General features: G+C 62.5%; 24 protein-coding genes and 1 riboswitch. Of the genes, 14 read left to right on the top strand and 10 right to left on the bottom strand.

Annotated features, from left to right (window positions below; all coding sequences use genetic code 11):
• Positions 1 to 3 precede the first annotated feature (3 nt).
• From tolQ to ydfG, 3 genes are all read right to left on the bottom strand, one after another.
• Positions 4 to 696 carry a protein TolQ gene (gene tolQ, locus PI87_RS10520; protein WP_039597657.1) on the bottom strand — a complete coding sequence of 231 codons (693 nt, stop codon included), beginning with the start codon at positions 694 to 696 and terminating at the stop codon, positions 4 to 6.
• A complete protein-coding gene (gene ybgC, locus PI87_RS10515) occupies positions 693 to 1,097 on the bottom strand; it encodes a tol-pal system-associated acyl-CoA thioesterase (RefSeq protein ID WP_021195233.1) in 405 nt (134 codons plus the stop codon). The genes tolQ and ybgC overlap by 4 nt, the downstream gene beginning before the upstream one ends.
• A gap of 90 nt (positions 1,098 to 1,187) precedes the next feature.
• A complete protein-coding gene (gene ydfG / locus PI87_RS10510; RefSeq protein ID WP_039597656.1) occupies positions 1,188 to 1,940 on the bottom strand; it encodes a bifunctional NADP-dependent 3-hydroxy acid dehydrogenase/3-hydroxypropionate dehydrogenase YdfG in 753 nt (250 codons plus the stop codon).
• A gap of 140 nt (positions 1,941 to 2,080) precedes the next feature.
• Positions 2,081 to 2,216, top strand: a riboswitch (ZMP/ZTP riboswitch).
• 124 nt (positions 2,217 to 2,340) lie between these two features.
• Between ydfG and glyA the strand changes: the two genes are divergently transcribed.
• Positions 2,341 to 3,588 (top strand): serine hydroxymethyltransferase, encoded by a 1,248-nt coding sequence (gene glyA / locus PI87_RS10505; protein ID WP_039597655.1) that lies wholly within the window; start codon positions 2,341 to 2,343, stop codon positions 3,586 to 3,588.
• Positions 3,589 to 3,724: 136 nt separating this feature from the next.
• On the top strand, positions 3,725 to 4,189 hold the full coding sequence (gene nrdR / locus PI87_RS10500) for a transcriptional regulator NrdR (protein WP_039597654.1): 465 nt from the start codon (positions 3,725 to 3,727) through the stop codon (positions 4,187 to 4,189).
• A 27-nt stretch (positions 4,190 to 4,216) separates the two neighbouring features.
• On the opposite strand, the gene PI87_RS10495 is transcribed toward nrdR, so the two are convergent.
• Genes PI87_RS10495 through PI87_RS10470 form a run of 6 tightly spaced genes read right to left on the bottom strand, consistent with a single transcriptional unit; the run spans position 4,217 to position 10,571 of the window.
• Positions 4,217 to 4,696 carry a type IV pilin protein gene (locus PI87_RS10495; RefSeq protein WP_157003110.1) on the bottom strand — a complete coding sequence of 160 codons (480 nt, stop codon included), beginning with the start codon at positions 4,694 to 4,696 and terminating at the stop codon, positions 4,217 to 4,219.
• A gap of 14 nt (positions 4,697 to 4,710) precedes the next feature.
• The gene (locus PI87_RS10490) at positions 4,711 to 8,103 is read right to left on the bottom strand and encodes a pilus assembly protein (RefSeq protein ID WP_039597652.1); all 3,393 of its coding nucleotides are present in this window, start codon (positions 8,101 to 8,103) and stop codon (positions 4,711 to 4,713) included.
• Complete coding sequence (locus tag PI87_RS10485; protein ID WP_039597651.1) at positions 8,100 to 8,690, bottom strand: pilus assembly PilX family protein; 591 nt, start codon at positions 8,688 to 8,690, stop codon at positions 8,100 to 8,102. Before PI87_RS10485 ends, PI87_RS10490 begins: the two co-directional genes overlap by 4 nt.
• Positions 8,687 to 9,421, bottom strand: a complete 735-nt coding sequence (locus PI87_RS10480) for a PilW family protein (protein WP_039597650.1) — start codon at positions 9,419 to 9,421, stop codon at positions 8,687 to 8,689. Before PI87_RS10480 ends, PI87_RS10485 begins: the two co-directional genes overlap by 4 nt.
• Complete coding sequence (locus PI87_RS10475) at positions 9,418 to 9,963, bottom strand: prepilin-type N-terminal cleavage/methylation domain-containing protein (protein ID WP_232313972.1); 546 nt, start codon at positions 9,961 to 9,963, stop codon at positions 9,418 to 9,420. Before PI87_RS10475 ends, PI87_RS10480 begins: the two co-directional genes overlap by 4 nt.
• Positions 9,964 to 9,965: 2 nt before the next feature.
• Positions 9,966 to 10,571, bottom strand: coding sequence for a GspH/FimT family pseudopilin (locus PI87_RS10470; RefSeq protein WP_052321481.1), 606 nt, complete (start codon positions 10,569 to 10,571; stop codon positions 9,966 to 9,968).
• Positions 10,572 to 11,167: 596 nt separating this feature from the next.
• Between PI87_RS10470 and PI87_RS29560 the strand changes: the two genes are divergently transcribed.
• The 11 genes from PI87_RS29560 (at position 11,168) to PI87_RS10415 (ending at position 19,460) form a co-directional block, all read left to right on the top strand.
• A complete protein-coding gene (locus tag PI87_RS29560; protein ID WP_039597648.1) occupies positions 11,168 to 11,362 on the top strand; it encodes a hypothetical protein in 195 nt (64 codons plus the stop codon).
• A 1-nt stretch (position 11,363) separates the two neighbouring features.
• A complete protein-coding gene (locus PI87_RS10460; protein ID WP_039597647.1) occupies positions 11,364 to 12,305 on the top strand; it encodes a PilW family protein in 942 nt (313 codons plus the stop codon).
• Complete coding sequence (locus tag PI87_RS10455) at positions 12,299 to 13,108, top strand: pilus assembly PilX family protein (RefSeq protein WP_039597646.1); 810 nt, start codon at positions 12,299 to 12,301, stop codon at positions 13,106 to 13,108. Before PI87_RS10460 ends, PI87_RS10455 begins: the two co-directional genes overlap by 7 nt.
• Entirely contained in the window at positions 13,108 to 13,509 is a 402-nt protein-coding gene (locus PI87_RS10450) for a type IV pilin protein (RefSeq protein ID WP_039597645.1), read from the top strand. The genes PI87_RS10455 and PI87_RS10450 overlap by 1 nt, the downstream gene beginning before the upstream one ends.
• On the top strand, positions 13,506 to 14,075 hold the full coding sequence (locus tag PI87_RS10445) for a GspH/FimT family pseudopilin (RefSeq protein WP_039597644.1): 570 nt from the start codon (positions 13,506 to 13,508) through the stop codon (positions 14,073 to 14,075). Before PI87_RS10450 ends, PI87_RS10445 begins: the two co-directional genes overlap by 4 nt.
• A gap of 24 nt (positions 14,076 to 14,099) precedes the next feature.
• Entirely contained in the window at positions 14,100 to 15,212 is a 1,113-nt protein-coding gene (gene ribD / locus PI87_RS10440) for a bifunctional diaminohydroxyphosphoribosylaminopyrimidine deaminase/5-amino-6-(5-phosphoribosylamino)uracil reductase RibD (protein WP_039597643.1), read from the top strand.
• Positions 15,213 to 15,217: 5 nt separating this feature from the next.
• A complete protein-coding gene (locus PI87_RS10435) occupies positions 15,218 to 15,853 on the top strand; it encodes a riboflavin synthase (protein WP_039597642.1) in 636 nt (211 codons plus the stop codon).
• Positions 15,854 to 15,981: 128 nt separating this feature from the next.
• Positions 15,982 to 17,112, top strand: coding sequence for a bifunctional 3,4-dihydroxy-2-butanone-4-phosphate synthase/GTP cyclohydrolase II (ribBA, locus tag PI87_RS10430; RefSeq protein WP_039597641.1), 1,131 nt, complete (start codon positions 15,982 to 15,984; stop codon positions 17,110 to 17,112).
• A gap of 115 nt (positions 17,113 to 17,227) precedes the next feature.
• Entirely contained in the window at positions 17,228 to 17,722 is a 495-nt protein-coding gene (gene ribH, locus PI87_RS10425; protein ID WP_021195252.1) for a 6,7-dimethyl-8-ribityllumazine synthase, read from the top strand.
• Between the two features lie 29 nt (positions 17,723 to 17,751).
• Positions 17,752 to 18,219: a transcription antitermination factor NusB gene (gene nusB / locus PI87_RS10420; RefSeq protein ID WP_039597640.1), complete on the top strand. Its 468-nt coding sequence runs from the start codon at positions 17,752 to 17,754 to the stop codon at positions 18,217 to 18,219.
• A gap of 56 nt (positions 18,220 to 18,275) precedes the next feature.
• Entirely contained in the window at positions 18,276 to 19,460 is a 1,185-nt protein-coding gene (locus PI87_RS10415) for a pyridoxal phosphate-dependent aminotransferase (RefSeq protein ID WP_039597639.1), read from the top strand.
• A gap of 84 nt (positions 19,461 to 19,544) precedes the next feature.
• Here the strand turns inward: PI87_RS10415 and PI87_RS10410 are convergent, their stop codons facing one another.
• Complete coding sequence (locus tag PI87_RS10410; protein ID WP_039597638.1) at positions 19,545 to 20,696, bottom strand: lytic transglycosylase domain-containing protein; 1,152 nt, start codon at positions 20,694 to 20,696, stop codon at positions 19,545 to 19,547.
• A 538-nt stretch (positions 20,697 to 21,234) separates the two neighbouring features.
• Here PI87_RS10410 and ubiD point away from each other — a divergent pair.
• Entirely contained in the window at positions 21,235 to 22,746 is a 1,512-nt protein-coding gene (ubiD, locus tag PI87_RS10405) for a 4-hydroxy-3-polyprenylbenzoate decarboxylase (RefSeq protein WP_039597637.1), read from the top strand.
• Positions 22,747 to 22,807: the final 61 nt, after the last annotated feature.

Below are 22,807 nucleotides of genomic sequence, written 5' to 3'. Positions count from 1 at the left end.
TCCTTAGCGCGTCTGGCGCTGGAGGATGTTCGAAAACTCTTCCATGAAGCTCTCGAACCGGTTGGCCAGGCGATCCATCTCGGTGGCGTAACGGTTGTAGGCGATCACCGCCGGGATGGCCGCGAACAGGCCGATGGCCGTGGCGACCAGCGCTTCGGCAATGCCGGGCGCCACGGCGGACAACGTGGCCTGCTGCACGTTGGACAGGCCGCGGAACGCGTTCATGATCCCCCACACCGTGCCGAACAGGCCGATGTACGGGCTGACCGAGCCGACCGAGGCCAGGAACGGCAGGTGCGATTCAAGCGAGTCCATTTCACGCTGATAGGCAGCGCGCATGGCACGACGGGCAGCATCGAGGATGGCGCTCGGGTCGCCAACGCCGCGCTGCTGCTCGCGCGTCTTGAGGTATTCGCGCATACCGGCTTCAAAAATGCGTTCCAATGCACCGGTCTTGTGGCGGTTGTTGGCAGCGCTCTGGTACAGCGCCTGCAGGTCGCCACCGGCCCAGAAATCGCGTTCGAACGATTCGGTCTGGCTGCGCGCGGCGCGCAGCGCAAAGGCTTTGCGGAAGATGTATGTCCAGGAGAACAGCGACATCACCAGCAACAGGCCCATGACAAATTGGACCAACAGACTGGCGTGCAGCACCAGCGAGACGATCGACAGATCTTGTGTGACCTCGACGGGATTCATGCGGCGGCTTTGATGGTTGCGAGTACGGGAGCGGGGATCGGGGTCGGCCGGAATGTGAGCCGGTCGACACATCCAACACGAATCGTGCCTGAGGCGAGCAGAACGTCGCCGCGCCAGCCTTCCTGGGCAAATTGGACCGACGCCGGGCCAACCCGTTCCATACGCGAACGGATCTGCACCAGGTCATCCAGCCTGGCAGGTGCGCGGTAGTCCACAGCGGTGCTGCGCACCACAAAAATGGCCCCGGTCGTGTCGGCCAGCGCCTGCTGGTCGACCCCTAGCGCGCGGAGCCACTCAGTGCGGGCGCGCTCAAAGAATTTCAGATAGTTGGCGTAGAACACTACACCGCCTGCGTCGGTATCTTCCCAATACACGCGCAGATTCCAATCAAAAGAAGACATCCGGCAATTTTACCAAGGCTCGTGTGACGGCCAGCCATCCACCGGCTGGCCGAGGGCTTGCATGCTACGGCAAACCCTGCATGACAAGACTTAAGCCATGTCTCGCGTCAAGCTCGTGGCCGAGAATGACTGGCAAACGGGCATGAGCTCGATTGCGTTGACATTGAAGTGCGCCGGGAGCGCTGCCATCCAGTAGACGGCCTCGGCGATGTCGTCAGCGGTGAGCGCCTCCGTACCTTCGTAAACCTTGTCCACGCGGGCATCGTCGCCCTTGAAACGGACGTTGGAGAACTCGGTGCCAGAGCACAGGCCCGGCTCGAGGTTCGACACGCGCACGCGGGTGCCGGTCAGGTCCGCACGCAGGTTCAGCGAGAACTGGCGCACGAACGCCTTGGTCGCGCCATACACGTTGCCGCCCGGGTACGGGTACGTTCCGGCGATCGAGCCGATGTTGATGACATGACCACGATTGCGCTCGACCATGGCTGGAAGTAACGCACGCGTCATATGGACGAGGCCGGAGCAATTGGTGCCGATCATGCGGTCCCAGTCGGTCAGGTCTGCGCGCTGAGCGGGTTCCAGGCCGAGCGCCAGGCCAGCGTTGTTGACCAGCACGTCGACCTCGCGCCAGCCCTCGGGCAGCGTGCCCGGCAGCGCGGCGACCGCGGCGGCATCTAGCACATCCAGCACGACCGGCAGAAGCGCATCACCCAGTTCGGCCTTGAGCGCATCCAGACGATCCTGACGGCGGCCGGCCGCGATCACGCGATGGCCTTCCCGCACGAAGCGCCGCGCGATGGCTGCACCGAACCCGGCCGTTGCGCCGGTCACGAATACGATCATGGAAGTGTCTCCAAGCCTGAAAAAATGCGAAAAACAGAGTTTACCTGAAGCGTTGCCGCCTGTTGCGTCGCAATGTGCTTGGGCAAGCGCCCCGCGCCTTGCGGCAGTCAAGGGCCTGTCGTACACTCGCGGGCAACCATTCCACCTTGCGCGACTGGCGAATCCCGGGGCTGCAGCAACACACTACAGACCTCGGCAGTGGGCACCGACCACGAGGAAGCGCAAGGTTTCTGGCGTCATGCACAACGACGCCTGCCGCTCGCCTGGGCAGCGAATGGGAAGCTGGGTGACTTGGACACCCGCTGCCACCGGCCAACACTGGAGCAGCGTCCAAGCCGCGCGCCTCCCCGCCTCGCCCGACCATCGCCTTTTCCGTTTCGTTTTTGACCAGACACTCGCCATGTTCGAACGCAGCCGCTATACGATCGACCAGATCGATCCCGAGATCTTTGCCGCCATCCAGAAGGAAAATCAGCGCCAGGAAGACCACATCGAACTGATCGCTTCTGAAAACTACACCTCGCCGGCCGTGATGGCCGCGCAGGGCTCGCAACTGACCAACAAGTACGCCGAGGGCTATCCCGGCAAGCGCTACTACGGTGGTTGCGAATACGTGGACGTGGTTGAGCAGCTCGCCATCGACCGCGTGAAGCAACTGTTTGGCGCGGAAGCTGCCAACGTGCAGCCGAACTCGGGCTCGCAGGCCAACCAGGGCGTGTTCTTCGCCGTGCTCAAGCCGGGCGACACGATCATGGGCATGAGCCTGGCCGAAGGTGGTCACCTGACGCACGGCATGGCGCTCAACATGAGCGGCAAGTGGTTCAACGTGGTCAGCTACGGCCTGAACGCGCAGGAAGACATCGACTACGACGCGCTCGAAGCCCTGGCACAAGAGAAGAAGCCGAAGCTGATCATCGCTGGCGCATCCGCATTCGCCCTGCGCATCGACTTCGAGCGCATTGGCAAGATCGCCAAGTCGATCGGCGCGTACTTCATGGTCGACATGGCCCACTACGCCGGCCTGATCGCCGCGGGCGTGTATCCGAACCCGGTGCCGCACGCTGACTTCGTCACCACGACCACCCACAAGAGCCTGCGCGGCCCGCGCGGTGGCGTGATCCTGATGAAGGCCGAGCACGAGAAGGCCATCAACTCGGCGATCTTCCCGGGTATCCAGGGCGGCCCGCTGATGCACGTGATCGCCGGCAAGGCAGTGGCGTTCAAGGAAGCCCTGTCGCCGGAGTTCAAGGCCTACCAAGAACAAGTGGTGAAGAACGCCCGCGCGATGGCCGAGACGCTGATGGCCCGTGGCCTGCGCATCGTGTCGGGGCGCACCGAAAGCCACGTGATGCTGGTCGACCTGCGCGCCAAGAGCATCACCGGCAAGGAAGCTGAGAAGGTGCTGGGCGACGCGCATATCACCGTCAACAAGAACGCCATCCCGAACGATCCGGAAAAGCCGTTCGTGACCTCGGGCGTGCGCCTGGGCTCGCCGGCCATGACCACGCGCGGCTTCAAGGAAGCCGAGGCCGTGAAGGTGGCCCACCTGATCGCCGACGTGCTGGACAACCCGCACGACGAAGCGAACATCGCTGCCGTGCGTGCCAAGGTGGCTGAGCTGACCAAGCAGTTCCCGGTCTACGCCTAAGCGGTTGGCAATGGCTGCGGCACACACACCAGCAGCCACGTAGTACCCTGCCGCGATGCGCCCCAAGTTGGATAAGGGGACCATCGCGGCGTTGTTCTTTTAGCGCAGTGCGTTTGAGGTTCCCGAGGAGCGCGGCATGAAATGCCCCTTTTGCGGCCACGCGGCCACCCAGGTGATTGAGACCCGCATGTCGGAGGAAGGCGATACCGTGCGCCGTCGCCGCAAGTGCGAGTCCTGCGACCGCCGCTTCACGACCTACGAACGCATCGAGCTGTTCTTCCCGGCCGTCGTCAAAAAGAACGGCAGCCGCGTCGATTACGACCGCGCGAAGGTCAAGGACTCCATGCGCCTGGCGCTGCGCAAGCGCCCTGTCTCCGCCGAGGCCATCGACGAGGCCATCGCCCGCATCGAAGAAAAACTGCTCAGCCACGGCGAGAAGGAAATCGGCAGCGACCGCGTGGGCGAGCTGGTGATGCGTGAGCTCAAGCGGCTGGACAAGATCGGGTACATCCGGTTTGCGTCGGTGTACCGGAGTTTTGAGGATCTGGCGGAGTTTCGCGACGTGCTGGATGAGGTTGCGGCGACGAATGTGCGCAAATGAAAAAGGCCCCCGAGGGGGCCTTTTTTGTTACCAGCACTGGGCTGGTGTGTTGCCGCCGGTCGCGGTGGGATTGCCTTGGACGCCGAGCTGGTTGATGGTGTACGTCCCGCATGCATCCGCCGTTTGCGGGCTGATCGGAACAGCGGAAGCGGCAAAACCGGGAGCAGCCGTGCCGCTGGCGCCCGCAGTGCCCGTTGTAGCGACATACAGTTGGTAGTACGACTGCGTGCCCGATTGAATGGCAAATGGAAAGTTTGCAGCGGCATAGCCCAACGACGCCGGCACTGCGGTGTAGGTGTTCTGCAGTGTGAAGAACCGCTCCTGCCGTGTGGCCAGATCCAGCAGCGCCGTCTTCGCATCCGCGCGGTGCGATTTGAGGATGTACTGCTGATACGACGGATAGGCGATGCGGGCCAGGATGGCGATGATCGCCACCGTGATCATCAGCTCCATCAGGGAGAAGCCGCTCTCGTGACTCAATCTGCGGCGCGACGGGGTGGGCGTCATATGTCGGTTCATGATTAGCGCAGCTTGACCCAGTTGAGGCGCGAGCCGACGCCGGTCGCATTGGGGTTGATTCGAATAAACCGGGGCGTACCATCGGCGCCCTGCATCACAGCGTAGACATTGCTGCCGACGGTCACAAACGTCGAGGTACCCGTCCCACTCATACCGACCGCGCTGACGGCCGCCCCACTTTGGGTCAGGTAGTTGCCGTTCGCATCATAGAAATACGGGTTTGGCGTTGCACCACCGGTTGCAACGGAAAGACCGTATGAGTAGCCGGTCGCGGGGGTTGAATTGCAGGACAGCACCTGCTGAACAGCCGGGATCAGCGTATTGATGTTGAACACACCGTATTGAAGCGTCGGGCTGAAGACCGCCTGTTCGTTTTGCCCAGCAGGCAATGGCAGCGTCCAGCCATACTGATTATTGTTGGTACCGGCGCAGTCCGACGAACCTTGCCAGCACACCTTGTTGCTGCTGATCACCCGCTGGGCCGTACCCGTAGCGGTGGCCGTGGCGGCAGCATCGACCGTGATGGTCTGTTGCTGCAGCGACGACCCGGTCACGGTCTGCGGCGCGGTCAGCGATGTGTATTTTGCGGTCTCCGGCGCGATGGCATTCCATGCATTCATGTTCCAGTCCCAGATGCCATAGAGCGCCTGTGCTGCGGTTGCATTGGTGGCGGCACTGGTGAGCGTTGCCGGCTGCGTCTGTCCCGTGCCGAAGCTGACCAGCACGCGCGGTTTGCTGCCCGAGCCGGAGCCAGGGATCGACGCAACCACGACCTTGGTGGTAATGGGTTGGCCGACCGACGTCGAGAACAGCGGCGCGGACGACACGCTCCACGATGCGGGATTCTGCGCGGTGAGATCGAAACGCCAGAGGTTTCCGAAAACATCACCAGCATAGACGTAATCGGTAATGTGATCGCCATCAAGATCGGCAGACGTCACATAGGCGATGCCATTCTTGTTATTGCCGCCGGCCGGATCCTGGCTAGGACCATAGCCCGTATCGATATAACGGAACGAGGTGGTGCCCTTTGCCGGGTCGACCAGCATGATGTACATCCCCGCTGTACCGTTCTGGCTGTTCAAACCGTTGCCAAACAGCGCTGCCCAGCTACCGTTGTGCAGGCGGCGAATGATCGGTGTGCCGTAGGTGTTGCCCAGATAGGCGCCGCAGTTGGTGACGTTCGCACAGGTAATCGACCCTGGCCCCCACTCACCGATGACCAAGTTGCTGGCGTTGCTCTCGCTAAAGGTGGACGGGTCTGTAATGTCCAGTGCGTAGATCGCACCGGTGCCCTGGGTGGTGCCATCCCCAATCGGGCCGTTGGTGTTGCCACCACCGCCCATGCCACCCACGAGCCAGGTGTGCCAAGCGCCGTTGTAGTACAGCTCGCCCGTGCCAGGCGTCGCATCCATATAGAGATTGTGTGCGTACGATGGCGAAGCAAAATCCAGCTTGCCGTTCGAACTGCTGTGGATGGTATTCACGACAGCGGTTGGCATGTACGCCAAAGCTTCCTGGCCGTCGTTGGGGGTCGTCGCATTGTTGACGAAGTTACCTTTGACGTCATAGCTGCCAGCACGAAAGCCGTGCAGCATACCGTCATTGGCGCCGACATACACGACGTTCAAGCGCTGCCCGTAGGTGGTCTTGAAGTTCGCGTAGCTGCCGGTGGGTTCGAGCGGAGTGGCTTTGGCATACAACGCATCCACCCACGGACCGTTGTAGGGCGCTGAAGGCCCGCCCACCCAGCTGGGGCTGGAGTTGATGATGTCACCCAGCACACCCGTGCGTGTACGGAAAGACCCGCCATTGCTGACTTCGTATGTGCGGGTGCCACGCAGGTAGAGCAGTCGCGCACTGGTGGCGCTGCTGTCGCCTGCAGTCAACGCGGTTTTCTGGGCGGAGGTCAGATTCGCCCACTGAAAAGGAACCCCACTGGTGCCGTTCCAAGTCAAGATGTTGCGCGCGGTCGGCGCCTGAACGGCCACCGTCGCGCTCGACCCCATGGCAGGACACGCCCCACCCGTCAGCGTACAGCTTGCGTCCCAGTTTGCCGTGGAGTTGATGACAAGCTTGCCCGAGGCGTCTGGGCCTAGGGTTTGCGCGGTCAACTCGCCCCACCAGTTGGTTTGGTGATAGTAGGCAAGGTAGAGCTGCGTACCGCCGGTCACGCGACCGAGTTGCGGGATGTTAGTACCGGCGGAACTGCTGGACTGCCCCACCGGGGCGGCCTTGAAGCACGTAATCTCGTGCACGTTGCTGCCGCCACCCGTACCCGCCGAAAACCCGAATCGGAACGAAGACGGCAGCGGCCCATTCGATGCGGTGATACTCTGATTGGTAATCACCGGCTGCGCGATGCCACCGTTGACGCTGTATGACAAGCTCAACAACCCGTCTTGCGTAACGGTGAGCGCGTACGTTATAGGCGTCGCCGAGCCGCGCACCGGATTATTGGTGGCTTCCTGGCTGAAGATCGTCACGCCGTTGAGCGTGTCGCCGGAAAGGTAGTTGTAGTTGTAGTTAACCGGCTCGGAGGTCTGATTACCATTGGAGACCTTGTACCCGTTCGCATCGTACTGCGTCTTGCCACTAAAATTGTAGAGATAGCCAGCTGCGCATGTACTCTGGACGGCACTGCTTTGCTGCGATGAACTCAGCGACGAGGGATAGTACTTCGGGTAGTTACTCGACAAGTTCGCCCAATTGGTATTGCCCGCCCCGCGCAGACTGATACGACCGGGGATTGCTCCCGCGCCTCCGTTTGGGTTTGCGCCTGTACTGGTGTTGTCGTTGGAATTCGAGAAGTTGCCGAACTCGTCGATCCCCAGGCCGATGTAGCCCCCCTGAACACCGTCATACGTCGCGTTGCCGTTTGAGCAGCTGTAACCCAAGCTGCCGCCCAATGCGCCGACCGTCGCCGGCTTCGAGCCATCGGCCAGAAAGAAGCTAATGCCGTCGGCACCGCTCTTGACGCCATTCGCATTCTTGTAAGCGTTACCGCCATACGTCACGGTTGTGAACGTGACCTGCAGGCCTTGGTTGGTTGGAAACGTAAAGTTGGAAACCACGGCACCTGTTTGGCTATTGCCGTTGGTGCCAGCACCGGTGTCACCGTTGGTGAGGCGCAGAGCACCGGACCCCGGCTGGTCAGGCAACCGGCCCGTGGTGCCGCCCACCTGCGTCTTGCCGCTGTAGTAGCTCAAGCCAGAGCACGCCGGGATCGTCCCGGTGTTGTTACCCGCCGTAAGACAGGCACCGTTGAGCGCCTGCCAATTGTAGGAAGAAGACGTGCCCGTTAAGGTATCGCTGATGACAATCTGTGCGTGCGACACGCCCGGCAGCACCGCTGCCGTTGCAAGCAAAGCGAAGCGTTTGTTCTTGTTCATCACTGTTGCCCCAGATCTTTGGCACCCGACATCATTTGATAGGTGGTCTGCACCACGGCAGCCGTCGTCGCATCACCGCCATAGCCGTAGGCGGTGATCTGATAAAGCTGGCCCAACCCGCTTGGGTTCGTGCCGAGATAGCTGATATAGAGGCCGGGAATGCCCGCATAGTTGATATCCCCAGCGGGGGAACTGGCCCCAGCCAAACCACCGCCACCGTTGGCCGTCATCGATGGCAGTTGATACGTCGACGCGATGCCCCAAGGCAGCGTGGTGGGACTGGTGATCGCGGCGGAGCACACTCGCATGTTGGCAAGCGCAGTGCCGTCGTTGACGCCAACGCAGTTCACGCTGCTCGAGGCGTAGCCCTGGCTCAACCACCATTCGCCGTACTGCAGCGCGCTCTGAGCGGCTTCGAAGGCGCGCTGCTTGTCGCGCGTGCCCGCAGCAATCCGCTCCTGCAGGCCGGAGCTGCGGAACATCCCCACCGCAAATAGCGTGAGCACGAGCAGCAGCAGCAGCCCGACGATCAGCGTGTAGCCACGCTCATGGCGGGTTGATATGGTGGAAAGACGCATCGTCTTGCTCATGGCTGGTTCTTCAAGCTGATCAACTGCGTCCACGTTGTGGTCTGTGACGGTCCAACCAGGTTGCCGAACTGTGTGGAAAACGTCAGCGTGACCTTGAGGGTGTGGACAACGGGCCAAGCGTTCGCTGTAGTCACCTGTGTCGCGGTGAGATACGAATCGACCGATCCGTCATTGTTCGCATCGGTGCCATACAGCACGCTGAAGCCAGATACACCACTGACGATTGGCACTGCCGCCGCGCCATTGACCGAACACACCAACTCGTTGTTGGCACTGATGGACAGCGTGTTGACGTACACGAGTTGTCCGCCACTCGTATTGGTCTGTCCCAAACAATTTGTGGTGCCGTCACCGCTGCCGGCTGCGAATTGGGTCGTCAGCGTGTCGCTGTTGCTGCCGGTTCCCGTACCCGTCGTACCGGAAATCACCTGGCCGGCCACCATCCCGCCCGCAGCAGGCAGCGCAGTCGCTGCCGTGTTGATCACCGGGTTCGGAAAATAACCGGCCGACTGCGCCATATTGGTCAAGACCGTCAGCGCAAGTCGCTCGTTGTCCTGCAATTGCGCGAGCTGATCCTGGCTTGTGAACGTCTTCTGCATGTTCACAAACATCACCACCACGCCACTCATGATGAATAGCGCAATCACCATGGCGATCAGGATCTCGACCAGGCTCGTGCCGGCCTGCCTGCGAGCCCATCGCATCCTGGGAGTCATCGGTTTGCCGCTCATGGTTGAACGTAGAGCGTGTAGCTCTGCTGAGTCGTCGCCGGCGCCGCGGCCGCCGCCGAGGCTGTCGTGCTATTGACTGCGATATATTTCTCGTTCCAGGTCACAGTGACATTGCAGTTCACCGGAACGACGGTGGTGCAGTTACCTGTTGCGGAGTAGCCCGGAAAGTTTCTGTTCATCCAACTCGCCCACTGTTGGAAGTCGTAAGCAGCCAACTTGACCGGCGTGCAGCCATTGCCGCCTCCGTCCGGACAACTCGTCACCGTCGCGCTGAGCACACTATTCGAGTCCGTGACGGCTACGCCACTGGCACTGAACGTCGCCGGAGCTGTGTTGGCCACAGCCCAGAAGCCACGATTGCCATGCATGGCAGCGACCAGACTTTCCGTTTGCAGCGCCACCAGCGAACGCATGCGTGAAACCTGCGTGTTGCCGACCGCTGCTGCCTGGATCTTTGCCAAGCCCAGTAGACCGACGCCCACCACCACCAGAGTGATGAGCGCTTCAATCAGTGAGAAACCGGCCGCATTGCGCCGTTGCATAGCTAGTTGCATTGGCGAACCCCTGGCGTGATTACCGCTTGCCGGCCGGCAATATTGATCTCCACGCAACGCGTCGCGTTGCTGTTCACAGGTGAGGTACGCAGCGCCATCGTGACGGTGCCGCCCGCCAGATTTGTTGCAAAACCATCACGGCTATACGTCACTGCCGAAGCCGCCGGACTTGTCGGGCTCGGCCTGAAGGTGTCGTTGTTCGGAAGCGGGGTACGCACACGCAGCGGCACATCGCTCGTGGAGTCGGTCGTTCCTGAACCGTTGGTGTCATTGAAGACGATCCAACCGGCCTCCCAGTTACTGGTGTTGGTTGTATTGCACGCAGTGCCGTTGGACGACGGGCACAGACTGACCGGCAGCCCTCGCTTGATTGCCTCGCTGCGTGCGAACTGCAAATCGCTGACCAGCGAGTTCGCCTCGGCTTGCAGCCGAACCTTCTGCGTAAGTCCGACATACGAAGGCGTCGCTATGATCGCCAAAACCGCCACGATGGCCAGCGTCACCAGCAGTTCAACCAGCGAAATACCGCCGATGCGGCTCGAACGAATGCAACCGGCGCGCCCCCGCACGCCGCTTATCCCATCCGGATGCGACATATCTGTATGAATTTGGCTGCCAAGCAACAGGTTGTCGGCACGAGCGCCGACACCACCGCCACACCGATCCTGCCGACCCTGAAGCCGGCTGTGTGACGATTGAAATTGATGCGCGGTTAGATGATTGCGGACCGCAGCCGCCATGTCAGTGCGACAGCCGACCGACTGGAAACCCGTATCGCCGCGTAGGCGAAATCCCGTTGTGCATATTTACCCCCGACATTTTGTTATGCGGCAGTCACGGCGCAATCGTTATCGCGCGTGCTGCTGATTTCTGAACTTCCCGAGTTCTTTTGTTGGGCCGCATTCAGCCCCCGCTGAACACGATGGTCTACCCGGCAAAAAAGCGCAGGCTGACGCACCCACCGAAATAGTGGGGAATTAGTCAAAAAGTGTCAACAACCCCCCACTCGATAACAAGGTTCGAGCGAGTCGGTTTTGACAAAAATCCAACGATTGACAGTGAAACGCAAACGCGGGCGCACTACGAGCAGACGCCCTTGCCAGACCACTAAGGAGGGTATTGACCAGATATGACACCTATACGGCCGAATTCACACTAACTTGAGCGGCCTTGCCAAGCGCACTGCCGACTCATGCCCTCCCGCCCCCACCGCCAACACGGCGCCATCCTGATCGAATCCCTCGTCGCACTAACGCTGCTATCCCTCTGCGCAGCGGGCACATTGGCAGCACTTGATCGAATGGACACGACCAGCCAGAGCCTGCGCCAGCTATCGGCCGAAATCCGCGAACAAAATACCCGAACCGAAACGGCAGACTTACGCTGACATGCGTCGCCCACTCAAGGCCTCGCGGGGCGTGACGCTGGTCGAGTTGCTGATCGGCGCTTTGATCGGGCTGATCGTGCTCGGCATCGCGCTCCAACTCACGCTTCTTGCCCGCACACGCTATCAACGCATCGCCGATCAAGCGCTGATCGAAGATCGTGGCACCCAGGCATTGGACCTGCTGACAGCCGCAGTCCAGCAGGCAGGCTGGGTGACCGACATACCGGCGTCCTCACGGCTGCGACGGTCGCCCGGTATAGATGCACCGCCCTCCCTCCAAGGACAGGACAACTGCAAAGCCCGCAATGCAACCGCCAACGGCATCGTGTGCGCAAGTGGCGGCGGCATTGAGTACAGCGATGCGCTGGTGGTGCGCTTTGCCGGCAAAAGCAAACAACCCGACGGCATGCTAGGGGACGGCAGCGTCATCGACTGTTCAGGCTATGCCGTACCTGAGAACGGGCCGGGCACCCCGAACGACTCGCGCGCGGGAATCATGCTGCTATACATCACAGAATCCACCACGGACAAGGAGCCCCAGTTGATGTGCCTCTCCTGGGGGCGGAACAGCGGCCAGCTCACATCCTCGCTGAGCAACAGATCAAGCATGGTCCGAGGTATTGAAACGATGCAAATCCTCTACACAGTGGGCTCGCAGGATGGCACCTCTACCCAGATCCTGTCCGCTCGCAGCGTCACCCCTGATCAATGGCGCCGCGTTCAAGCGGTACACATCGCGCTGGTCGTACGCGGCAACTATGACGATCCCAATGCCGTTGGCAAGCCTGTCCCCACGCTGGCGCTGTTTCCCCACCTTCGTCAGGCACAGGGCACCAGCGAGGACTTGCACTTCACCCCCAGCCAGCCGCTGCGCCGTCGTGCTGTCTTCACGGCAACCGTGCGTGTGCGCAATCCCCTTGCGTGCGAGGTAGACGTATGCTGAATACGATGGCCAAGACACGTGGCTTTGCGCTACCGGTTGTCATGGCGGTCGTGGCTTTGCTTGGCCTGCTGACCATGGCACCGCTCCACCTACTGCTGGATCAACGGCGCCGCGTCTCCCTCGCCGCGGACCACGCTCAGGCCAAGCACGCCGCGGAGTATGCGCTGAACGCCGCAGAATGCGAGCTCTCCTCCGGCACAGGTACGCCGACGACTCGGGATTGCTCCTTGATCCTGCCGGTTGAACGCACCGCGGCGTTCAACCCGGTCACGCCACGCGGCTTTGTGGCCGGCTCCTGCGGCATGGACAACATGCTTGGGTTGTGCCAACCACGGCCGGGGCAATCGTTATGGGCGATGGCCGGCCTGCTCGACGAGAACACCCTGGCGATGGAAGTCGAACCACCTCAGCTCATCCCGAACAGCAACCGCAAATCCGCTCGCCATGCGCGCTACGTCATCGAACCCATTGCAGATCGATGGCCAGGCCTGAGCGAACAGGCCAGCGAGACATCGCCCCCTCACCTCTTCCGTATTACAGCGGCGGGTTTTGGCACAGATCCGGCCGTCAGTGTCGTATTGCAATCGGTCTTCCGCCCACGGGTCTCAGATCGGTCAACACCTCAGCTTGTCACCCTAGCCACTCCACCGATCGATCGCCCTAGCGGCACGATCACGCAAACCGTCCACACCACGCTGCTGGCAACCCATGGTGATCCGCCGCATGCAGCCCAAACCGAGACGCAAACCGTCATGCTGGGCCGCTTGAGCTGGCGCGAACTGATAACAGAGGGCACACCCTGATGCGCCAGCCCACCGCGTTCACGCTGATTGAGCTATTGGTAACGCTGGCCATCGCCGCCGTACTCGCCACGATGGCTGTACATATCTGGTCCAGTCATCGGACACGCGCGCAAAAGGCTTCCGTGCGCGCCGCACTGGCCGCAGCCATGGCGGAACTGGAACAGCAGCACATACAGGCGGGCAAGTACGAGGTGCCCAACGGCGTTTTGGGGCAAACCGGTGGCTATCAGCTCTTCGCCCAGCTGTGCCATGACGGCAACCGCGCACAGTGCGTGGAAGTGGCCGCCCAGCCAATGCAGCCTGACACCACCTGCGGCACGCTCATCCTGCGCAGCACCGGCGAGCGATTCATACAGTTTGGCGATACGCGCCAATCGGCATCACACGCGTGTTGGCCATGAAGTATCGTCGTTCGCGTGCCGGCTTCACATTGGCCGAATTGATCGTCGTTTTGAGCGTCATGTCGATCCTCGCGGTGTTCGCCGTACCCGCCGGCCTGGACTGGTGGCGGCGCGAAACAGTGGTCACCCTGGCCGATCAGGTTGTCAGCTCGATCACACTCGCGCAAACCCTGTCGCGCAATCAACGCATCTGGGTTCAGATCGGCCCGCGCGATACGAATCAAGATTGGTCATCCGGCTGGGCGGTGTATATCACGGCCAAGCCGCAAACCCAGATCACGCCATTCAAGCCCAGCGGAGGCGATCTCCTGATAACGGTATCGCAGCCCGTGTCCTCGTCGATCAAGATCACCTTCGATGGTTCAAGAAGGGAGGTGAAAACCCTCTCCTATTCACCTGTGGGATACTCGCGGTACAAAACCTCACAGTTTTATGGCACGCTGACCATCGCGTCCGGCGCACATATACGCCGCGTCAAGATCGACTCCACTGGTCGTGCCCGCGTCTGCAACCCGGACAAAGACAAGACGTGTACCGGTAGTGCCGCCGACAACGACGAACCCTAACCCACGCTCCACGCTGCCCCGCCCATGTTTTCCGATTTCGACCACGCCATGATGCAGCGCGCCCTGGCGCTGGCCGAGAAGGGGCTCTTCACCACCACGCCCAACCCGCGCGTGGGCTGCGTGATCGTGCACGGCGACACCGTCATCGGCGAGGGCTATACCCAGCCCGCCGGCCAGGACCACGCTGAAATTCAAGCCATCAAAGATGCCCAATCGCGCGGCCAGGACGTGCGCGGTGCGACGGCTTATGTGACGCTGGAGCCGTGCAGCCATTTTGGCCGCACCCCGCCCTGCGCAGACCGCCTGGTGGAAGCCGGCATCGCCCGCGTGGTGGCGGCAATGGAAGACCCGAACCCCGCCGTTTCCGGACGCGGCCTGCAAAAACTGCGGGATGCCGGCGTCGACGTGCGCTGCGGCCTGCTGGAGCGCGAAGCACGCGAACTCAATATCGGCTTTGTCTCACGCATGACGCGCGGTACGCCGTGGGTGCGCGTGAAGGTCGGCGCATCGCTCGACGGCCGTACGGCGCTCGACAACGGCATCAGCCAGTGGATTACCGAAGCCGAGGCCCGCAACGACGGCCATCGCTGGCGCGCACGAGCCTGTGCCATCCTCACCGGCATCGGCACAGTGCGGGAAGACAACCCGCGCCTGACCGTGCGTGCCGTCACCACGCCGCGCCAGCCGCGCCGCGTGCTGGTCGACTCGGCGCTGGACGTGCCGCTCGATGCGCACATCCTCACCGCCGATGGCCACCACGAGCCGACGCTGATCTTTGCCGCACAGCCCGAAGCTGGCCGCATGCGCGCCCTGGCCGAACGCGGCGCGGAGGTCGTCCTCCTGCCCAATGCGGCTGGCAAGGTCGATCTGGCTGCGATGCTGCGCGAGCTGGGCCGCCGCGAAATCAACGAGCTACACGTCGAGGCTGGCTTCAAGCTCAACGGCTCCTTGCTGCGCGAAGGGCTGGTCGACGAGATCCTCGTCTACCTGGCGCCCAAGGTGCTCGGCTCGGGCCAGGGCATGTTCAACATGGGGCCGCTGCAGACACTGGAAGGCGCGGCCGAATTCTTCTTTCACGACATCTCGCGCATCGGGGGCGATCTCCGCATCCTGGCGCGCCGCAACCCGACAGACTGATCACTATGTTTACCGGAATCGTCGCCGCAGTTGGCCGCATTGAAACCGTCACGCCGCTTGGCACCAACGCTGATGCGGGCGTACGCCTGTCCATCGACTCGGGTGGCCTGCCGCTGGCCGATGTCGCGCTGGGCGATTCGATCGCCATCCAGGGCGCGTGCATGACGGTCGTCGCCAAGACCGACACGCAGTTCGATGTAGATGTCTCGCGTGAGTCGCTGTCGAAAACCGTCGGCCTGGAGCACCCGGGCGAAGTGAATCTGGAGAAGGCGCTGCGCCTGGCCGACCACATCGGCGGGCACCTGGTCTCGGGCCATGTGGACGGCCTGGGCACCGTCACGCATTTCGCGCCGGTCAATGAATCGCACGAGTTGCGTGTGCGTGCGGCACCGTCGTTGGGCAAGTACCTGGCCTACAAGGGCTCGGTGGTGGTCAACGGCGTTTCGCTCACGGTCAACAGCGTGCGCGACGATGCCAGCGGCTGCGAGTTTTCGATCAACCTGATCCCCCACACGGTGGCCGTCACCACGCTCAAGCACCTGAAGGCCGGCAGCCAGGTCAACCTGGAAATCGACCTGATCGCCCGGTATGTGGAGCGCATGCTGAGCCACACCACGCTCGCCCAGCCCGCCACCGTTTGAACCCTGGCGCTGAGGGGTCAAGGCGGGGTCGATTGGGCCGCCTTGGCGTACAATAGCGGGCTTCCCATTTAAGCAGTCGCATGGCCACCAAACGGGGGTTGGCCGGCGGCGCGCACCCCTGTCACGTCATGTCGATCGCCACAGTCGAAGAAATCATTGCCGAAATCCGCGCCGGCCGGATGGTCATCTTGGTCGACGAGGAAGACCGTGAGAACGAAGGCGACCTGGTCCTGGCGGCCGATTACGTCACACCGGAAGCCATCAATTTCATGGTCACGCACGCGCGCGGCCTGGTGTGTCTGACGCTTACCGAAGAACACTGCGACCAGCTCGACCTGCCGATGATGGCGAGCCGCAACGGTACGCAGTTCGGCACGAACTTCACCGTATCGATCGAAGCTGCCGAAGGGGTAACCACCGGCATTTCCGCTGCCGACCGGGCACGCACCATCCAAGTGGCCGCGGCCAAGGACGCCAAGCCGGCGGATCTGGTGAATCCGGGCCACATTTTCCCGCTGCGCGCCCAGAAGGGTGGCGTGCTGATGCGCGCCGGCCACACTGAAGCCGGTTGTGACCTGACCGCGATGGCTGGCCTGACACCCGCCGGCGTGATCTGCGAGATCCTGAAAGACGACGGCACCATGGCGCGCCTGCCGGATCTGGTGGAGTTCGCCAAGAAGCACGGCCTGAAGATCGGCACGATTGCCGACCTGATCCAATACCGCAGCCGCACCGAAAGCATTGTCGAGCGCGTAGGCGAGCGCACCATGGAAACGCAATTCGGCACCTTCCGTGCCGTGGCTTTCCGCGACCACGCTGCCGGCCGCGCCCACCTGGCACTGGTCAAGGGCAACCCGACGCCGGGCACCGAGACGCTGGTACGTGTGCACGAGCCGCTGTCGGTGCTGGACCTGCTCGAATGCCAGCGCACCACGCACTCGTGGAGCGTGCCGGCCGCCCTGCGCGCCGTGCAGGCTGCCCCGACCGGGGTCGTCGTGCTGCTCAATTGCGGCGATTCGCCGGACCGTCTGTTTACCCAGTTCACCGCACTGGATGCCCCGCACGAGCGCCCGCGTACCAAACCCGATCCGCGCATCTACGGTATCGGCGCGCAGATCCTCAAGGATGTGGGTGTTGGCAAGATGCGTGTGCTGGCTTCGCCACTCAAGCTGCCGAGCATGACCGGCTACGATCTGGAAGTGACGGCCTATCAGTCGATGGCCGAAACGCCCGACACAACGACGGCAACCAAGCATTGATGCTTTCCTGCGGCAGCTCCGGCTGCCGCGCTGGTTTTCTCCTTTTCGCTTTTTTCTCGATTTCTGACGTTGTCTGATTGGCAACCCCAATCGGCAACCCTAACCGGAACACATCATGGAACACGGCTTCTACCCGACCAATCTCGACGGCGAAGGCCTGCGCATCGGCATCGTTCAGGCGCGCTTCAACGAACCCGTGTGCGAAGCGCTGCGCGAAGCCTGCGTCGCTGAACTCGAACAGCTCGGCGTGGCCGGCGAAGACGTGCTGCTGGTGACCGTGCCGGGCGCGCTGGAAGCCCCGCTGGCCCTGCAAAAAATGGCCGAATCGGGTCAGTTCGACGCGCTGATCGCGCTGGGCGCCGTGATCCGCGGTGAGACGTACCACTTCGAGCTGGTGTCCAACGAATCCGCCGCCGGCATCACGCGCGTCGGCCTGGACTTCAACATCGCCATCGCCAACGGCATCCTGACCACCGACACCGACGCACAGGCCCACGCCCGCACCCGCGAAAAGGGCCGCGACTGCGCCCGCGCCGCCGTTGAAATGGCCAACCTGACCAGCGACCTCGACGGTCTGCAGGATCACGGCCAAGACGAAGAGAACGAATAAGCGCGGCTGTTCGCGCAAAGGCTTTTCCCATGACGCAAGACAATTCCCAGGCCAAGACCAAGGCCCCCGCCAAGAGCGCGCGCCGCCGTGCGCGCGAACTGGCGCTGCAGGGCCTGTACCAGTGGCTGCTCAACCGCAACGATCCGGGCGTGGTCGAGGCGCACCTGCAAGATGCGCAAGGCTTCAACAAGGCCGACCGCGCACACTTCGATGCCCTGCTCCACGGCGCGATCCGTGAAGAGACCACGCTGACGGAGAGCTTCACGCCGTTCCTGGACCGTCCGGTTGCCGAGCTGTCGCCGGTTGAGCGCGCGGCCCTGCTGGTCGGTGCGTACGAACTCGTGCACTGCGTCGATATCCCGTACAAGGTCGTGATCAACGAGGCCGTGGAACTGACCAAGACCTTTGGCGGCGTAGAGGGCTACAAGTACGTCAACGGCGTGCTGGACAAGCTGGCCGCTCAGGTGCGTGCTGTCGAGGTTGCTGCCCGCCGCTGAGTCCAAACTCAGTCTGGCGTTTGCTGTTCGCTGTACCCCTTTAGCTTCGCTTCAAGATGGACGCCCACCGCCTGCAGACAGCCGCCCGGCTGGCCAATATCCGCGCCTTTCATGTGATGGAGCTGGCCAAGCAGGCCCGCGAGCTGGAGCTGGCGGGGCGCAGCATCATCCACATGGGCATCGGCGAGCCGGATTTCACCGCCGCCGAACCTGTCGTGCAGGCCGCAGCCGATGCCATGCGGCGCGGTGTGACGCAGTACACCGGCGCACTGGGCATCCGCCCGCTGCGCGAGGCCATTGCCCGCTACTACCAGACCACCTACGGCCTCGACATTGCGCCCGAGCGCATCATCGTGACCGCCGGCGCGTCGGCAGCGCTGCTGCTGGCGTGTGCGGTGCTGGTGGAAGTTAGTGGCGAGGTGCTGATGCCCGACCCGAGCTATCCGTGCAACCGGCATTTCGTGGCCGCCTTCAATGGCGTGGCGAAGCTGATTCCATCGGGGCCGGAACAGCGCTTCCAGTTGACCACCGAGCAGGTCGAAGCCAATTGGGGGGCACAAACACAGGGGGTGCTGCTGGCCTCCCCGTCCAACCCGACCGGCACGTCCATCCTGCCGGACGAGCTGCAACGCATCGTGCAGGCAGTGCGTGCGCGCGGCGGGTTCTCGATCGTTGACGAAATCTATCAAGGTCTGTCGTACGACCAGGCACCGGTCTCAGCGCTGTCGTTCGGCGACGATGTCGTCACGATCAATAGCTTTTCGAAGTATTTCAACATGACCGGCTGGCGACTCGGCTGGCTGGTGGCACCCGCCGAGCTGGTCCCCGAGTTCGAGAAGGTCGCGCAAAACCTGTTCATCTGCGCGTCAGCCGTGGCGCAGCACGCGGCGCTGGCGTGCTTCGAACTGGAAGCGCTGGCCATCTACGACAGCCGTAAAGCTGAATTCCGCCGCCGCCGTGACTTCATCGTGCCGGCACTGGAGTCGTTGGGCTTCAAGGTGCCGGTCAAGCCGGACGGAGCGTTCTATGTCTACGCGGACTGCCGTGGCGTGAATCATCCGCACGCGGCAGATGCCGACGCACTCACCCAATCGATGCTGCAGGAAGCAGGCGTGGTGCTAGTACCAGGCCTGGATTTCGGGCCGTACACGGCGCAGCACTATATCCGACTGTCCTACGCCACGGCGATGGATCATCTGGAAGAAGCGGTCGCGCGACTTGGCAAGCTATTCGGGCGCTAGAGGCCGCCAGCTTCGAACCACCCAAACAAAAAGGCCGCCCCGAGGGACGGCCTTTCTTCTTTCTATATAGAGAGCGTCTGCGGATCAGGCTTGACCGTGCGACTTGTCGTCCACGCGCGCTTCTTCCTGCTGCTCGGCCGCCGGCTTGGCGACAGGCTTGGCCGCAGCGACCGGCTTGGCCTGCTCACGCTCGGAAGCCATCGTCACCGGCGACTTGTGGCCCGTTGCCACCATGCGCAGGCGCGAACGCTCCGCCAACACCTTGCTGCCGTAGCCGCCGTCACCTTGCGTCACTGCACCAACGTACAGCTTCAAGCCGCCTTCGATCGAACCGCCACGGGCGATGCAATCCTTGAGCACCAGTGCACCGACCTTGATGTTGGCGTACGGGTTGAGTGCAGCATTGACGCCGCCCATCACCTCATACTTGTCCTGGTGGACCTTGGTCATCACCTGCATCAGGCCCTGCGCGCCCATGCCGCTTTCGGCAAACGGGTTGAAGCTGGACTCGATGGCCATCACGCCCAAGATCAGCAGCGGATCAATGCCGACTTCCTTGCCTGTCTGGTAGGCCGCCTTCACCAACTGACCGGTGGCAGTCGCCGCCACGCGGTACTTGCGGGCGATGTACTCGGCCACGGCAGCCTGCTCACGCGGCGTACCGGCGGTCGCCGACTCACGCGCGTCACGAGCGACCTGCGTGTTCGGAATCTGCGCAGCCAGTTCGGCCACGGAAGGTACCTTGGACAGCGAATCCCAGCCCGCAGCCGCCACCGCACCGCCCGCTTGGGCAGTCGTGGCAGGTGCAACGGCCTGAGCGGCGCCCATGCCAGCCGACGGTGCGGCCGGCGCAAAGGCAACCGGCTCCACACCAGTCGAGACGGCAGGCGACGGCGTGGCCGAGGCCACATTGGTGTCCGCACCCGGTGTGAAATGCAGCACGCGCTGAACAGCCATGGCACGCCACTCGCCGTTGAGCGAAAGCGCGACCGCAGCCGCCACCGCCAGCACGCCGATGCTGTTCAGCACGACATGCCCGCTGCGGAACACCAGCAGGACGCCAGGATGCAACTCATTGCGGGACGCGGCAGCGCCCCCTGCGTTCAACTCCATGCGCAGCTTTCTAGGCAGCGCAACTTGACCAGCGCGCGCCAGGCGGCGGCCAACCGGGGCAACGAGCCGGCGTTGCAGCGCCGAACCGATCCCGGAAGAATGAAGGGTTTTCCAACCGTTCATACTTACCTCCGTCCGCTGCGCTGATTCGGTAGGCGCCTTTCTTTTGCATGGCGCCGTGCGTTTCGGATCGCAACGGTTTCTAGTAAGGATGCCGCGCTGTTGCAGTCAGCCGGCATCTGTTGGGGGCACTCCCCGTGTGCCCAGACAAATGCGGGGCGTGTCCTTGGGGAGGTCACGTCCCGCAGCGATGCTGAAGTGCTCTGGTGTCGCCCCTCATTCGAACGAGAGATGGGCGAGGGCAATAGCCGAAAACATGTTGCAATGCAACAATTACCAGATCGGATTGGATTGTAGGAAGCGCGTTATGCCAAGTCAATCATAAAGAATCTGTTTTTCATATCAGAAAGTTATGATGAAACCCGTGTTGTTGGGACTGGCTGACCCGCGGTGCGTTCTGTCATCAGGGTGCCGCGAAGTTTTGGCCGTACAATCGCGGCCACCCCGCCTACACCAAAAAAAACGTGCCCAGCCGGTCATTTGACCGGTCCGGGATGTGCGCGACAGGTGTCTTACCCCTTACCTTTGGTTACAAAAATCCATGCAATACAGGGACTTACGTGACTTTCTCGCCCAACTGGAACGCGCCGGTGAGCTGCGCCGGGTGCGGCAACCGATCTCGCCACGGCTGGAAATGACCGAAGTCTGCGACCGCCTGCTGCGCGCCGAAGGCCCGGCAGTGGTGTTCGAGCAGCCCGTGGATGGCACACGCAAGTACGACATGCCGGTGCTCGCCAACCTGTTCGGCACCACGCGTCGAGTGGCGCTGGGCATGGGCGCGGAGTCGCTCGAAGAACTGCGCGACGTCGGTCGCCTGCTCTCTGCATTGAAGGAACCCGAGCCGCCGCGTGGCCTACGTGAAGCCGGCAAGTTGTGGACGATGGCCAAGGCCGTGTGGGACATGGCGCCGCGCAAGGTGTCGTCGCCGGCATGCCAGGAGATCGTGTGGGAAGGCAATGATGTGGATCTCGCGCGCATTCCCGTGCAGACGTGCTGGCCGGGCGATGCGGCACCGCTGGTTACGTGGGGGCTCGTCATCACGCGCGGGCCGCACAAGAAGCGGCAGAACCTGGGCATCTATCGCCAGCAGGTGATCAGCCGCAACCAGGTCATCATGCGCTGGCTGGCGCACCGGGGCGGCGCGCTGGACTTCCGCGAGCACGCCATCGCGAATCCGGGTCAGCCTTTTCCGATTGCGGTGGCGCTGGGCGCGGACCCGGCCACCATCCTCGGGGCGGTGACGCCAGTGCCGGATACGCTGTCGGAGTATCAATTTGCGGGCCTGCTGCGCGGCAGCCGGACCGAGCTGGCGACGTGCCTGACGCCCTCGCTCGCGCAGGCGCAACTGCAAGTGCCCGCTGGCGCCGAGATCGTCCTCGAAGGCCATATCCAGCCTGACCCGACACACCCGAGCGGCTATCAGCACGCGCTCGAAGGCCCGTTCGGCGATCACACCGGCTATTACAACGAGCAGGACTGGTTCCCCGTGTTCACGGTCGAACGCATCACCATGCGGCGCGACCCGATCTATCACTCTACGTATACAGGCAAGCCGCCCGATGAGCCGGCCGTGCTGGGCGTGGCGCTCAACGAAGTGTTCGTGCCGCTGCTGCAGAAGCAGTTTCCGGAGATTGCGGACTTCTACCTGCCGCCCGAAGGCTGCAGCTACCGCATGGCGCTGGTCAGCATGAAAAAGCAGTACGCCGGCCACGCCAAGCGCGTGATGTTTGGCGTGTGGAGCTTCCTGAGGCAGTTCATGTATACGAAGTTCATCGTGGTGGTGGACGACGACGTGAACCTGCGCGACTGGAAGGAAGTGATCTGGGCGATCACCACCCGCGTCGACCCGGCGCGCGACACGGTCATGGTGGAAAACACCCCCATCGACTACCTGGATTTCGCCTCACCTGTGTCGGGTCTGGGATCTAAGATGGGCATCGACGCCACCAACAAGTGGCCCGGCGAAACCACGCGTGAATGGGGCCAACCCATCGTCATGGATGCAGCGATCAAGACCAAGGTCGACGCCATGTGGGACACGCTCTTCCAGTAAGAGCGCGCCCTGGCGGCAGGGTCAGCAAGCGAACGGTCGTTCGGTTATTCTTACCAAGTTA

Source organism: Ralstonia sp. A12, from assembly GCF_000801955.1.
Lineage (GTDB): Bacteria > Pseudomonadota > Gammaproteobacteria > Burkholderiales > Burkholderiaceae > Ralstonia.
Note: the sequence above shows the minus strand (reverse complement) of the source record. Positions and strands in the feature narration are given on the sequence as shown.

What these genes read in the sequence shown, in the direction of transcription:
- tolQ (WP_039597657.1), bottom strand. Translation starts at nt 696, where the DNA reads ATGAATCCCGTCGAGGTCACACAAGATCTGTCGATCGTCTCGCTGGTG.
- ybgC (WP_021195233.1), bottom strand. Translation starts at nt 1,097, where the DNA reads ATGTCTTCTTTTGATTGGAATCTGCGCGTGTATTGGGAAGATACCGAC.
- ydfG (WP_039597656.1), bottom strand. Translation starts at nt 1,940, where the DNA reads ATGATCGTATTCGTGACCGGCGCAACGGCCGGGTTCGGTGCAGCCATC.
- glyA (WP_039597655.1), top strand. Translation starts at nt 2,341, where the DNA reads ATGTTCGAACGCAGCCGCTATACGATCGACCAGATCGATCCCGAGATC.
- nrdR (WP_039597654.1), top strand. Translation starts at nt 3,725, where the DNA reads ATGAAATGCCCCTTTTGCGGCCACGCGGCCACCCAGGTGATTGAGACC.
- PI87_RS10495 (WP_157003110.1), bottom strand. Translation starts at nt 4,696, where the DNA reads ATGACGCCCACCCCGTCGCGCCGCAGATTGAGTCACGAGAGCGGCTTC.
- PI87_RS10485 (WP_039597651.1), bottom strand. Translation starts at nt 8,690, where the DNA reads ATGAGCAAGACGATGCGTCTTTCCACCATATCAACCCGCCATGAGCGT.
- PI87_RS10480 (WP_039597650.1), bottom strand. Translation starts at nt 9,421, where the DNA reads ATGAGCGGCAAACCGATGACTCCCAGGATGCGATGGGCTCGCAGGCAG.
- PI87_RS10475 (WP_232313972.1), bottom strand. Translation starts at nt 9,963, where the DNA reads ATGCAACGGCGCAATGCGGCCGGTTTCTCACTGATTGAAGCGCTCATC.
- PI87_RS10470 (WP_052321481.1), bottom strand. Translation starts at nt 10,571, where the DNA reads ATGTCGCATCCGGATGGGATAAGCGGCGTGCGGGGGCGCGCCGGTTGC.
- PI87_RS29560 (WP_039597648.1), top strand. Translation starts at nt 11,168, where the DNA reads ATGCCCTCCCGCCCCCACCGCCAACACGGCGCCATCCTGATCGAATCC.
- PI87_RS10460 (WP_039597647.1), top strand. Translation starts at nt 11,364, where the DNA reads ATGCGTCGCCCACTCAAGGCCTCGCGGGGCGTGACGCTGGTCGAGTTG.
- PI87_RS10455 (WP_039597646.1), top strand. Translation starts at nt 12,299, where the DNA reads ATGCTGAATACGATGGCCAAGACACGTGGCTTTGCGCTACCGGTTGTC.
- PI87_RS10450 (WP_039597645.1), top strand. Translation starts at nt 13,108, where the DNA reads ATGCGCCAGCCCACCGCGTTCACGCTGATTGAGCTATTGGTAACGCTG.
- PI87_RS10445 (WP_039597644.1), top strand. Translation starts at nt 13,506, where the DNA reads ATGAAGTATCGTCGTTCGCGTGCCGGCTTCACATTGGCCGAATTGATC.
- ribD (WP_039597643.1), top strand. Translation starts at nt 14,100, where the DNA reads ATGTTTTCCGATTTCGACCACGCCATGATGCAGCGCGCCCTGGCGCTG.
- PI87_RS10435 (WP_039597642.1), top strand. Translation starts at nt 15,218, where the DNA reads ATGTTTACCGGAATCGTCGCCGCAGTTGGCCGCATTGAAACCGTCACG.
- ribBA (WP_039597641.1), top strand. Translation starts at nt 15,982, where the DNA reads ATGTCGATCGCCACAGTCGAAGAAATCATTGCCGAAATCCGCGCCGGC.
- ribH (WP_021195252.1), top strand. Translation starts at nt 17,228, where the DNA reads ATGGAACACGGCTTCTACCCGACCAATCTCGACGGCGAAGGCCTGCGC.
- nusB (WP_039597640.1), top strand. Translation starts at nt 17,752, where the DNA reads ATGACGCAAGACAATTCCCAGGCCAAGACCAAGGCCCCCGCCAAGAGC.
- PI87_RS10415 (WP_039597639.1), top strand. Translation starts at nt 18,276, where the DNA reads ATGGACGCCCACCGCCTGCAGACAGCCGCCCGGCTGGCCAATATCCGC.
- PI87_RS10410 (WP_039597638.1), bottom strand. Translation starts at nt 20,696, where the DNA reads ATGAACGGTTGGAAAACCCTTCATTCTTCCGGGATCGGTTCGGCGCTG.
- ubiD (WP_039597637.1), top strand. Translation starts at nt 21,235, where the DNA reads ATGCAATACAGGGACTTACGTGACTTTCTCGCCCAACTGGAACGCGCC.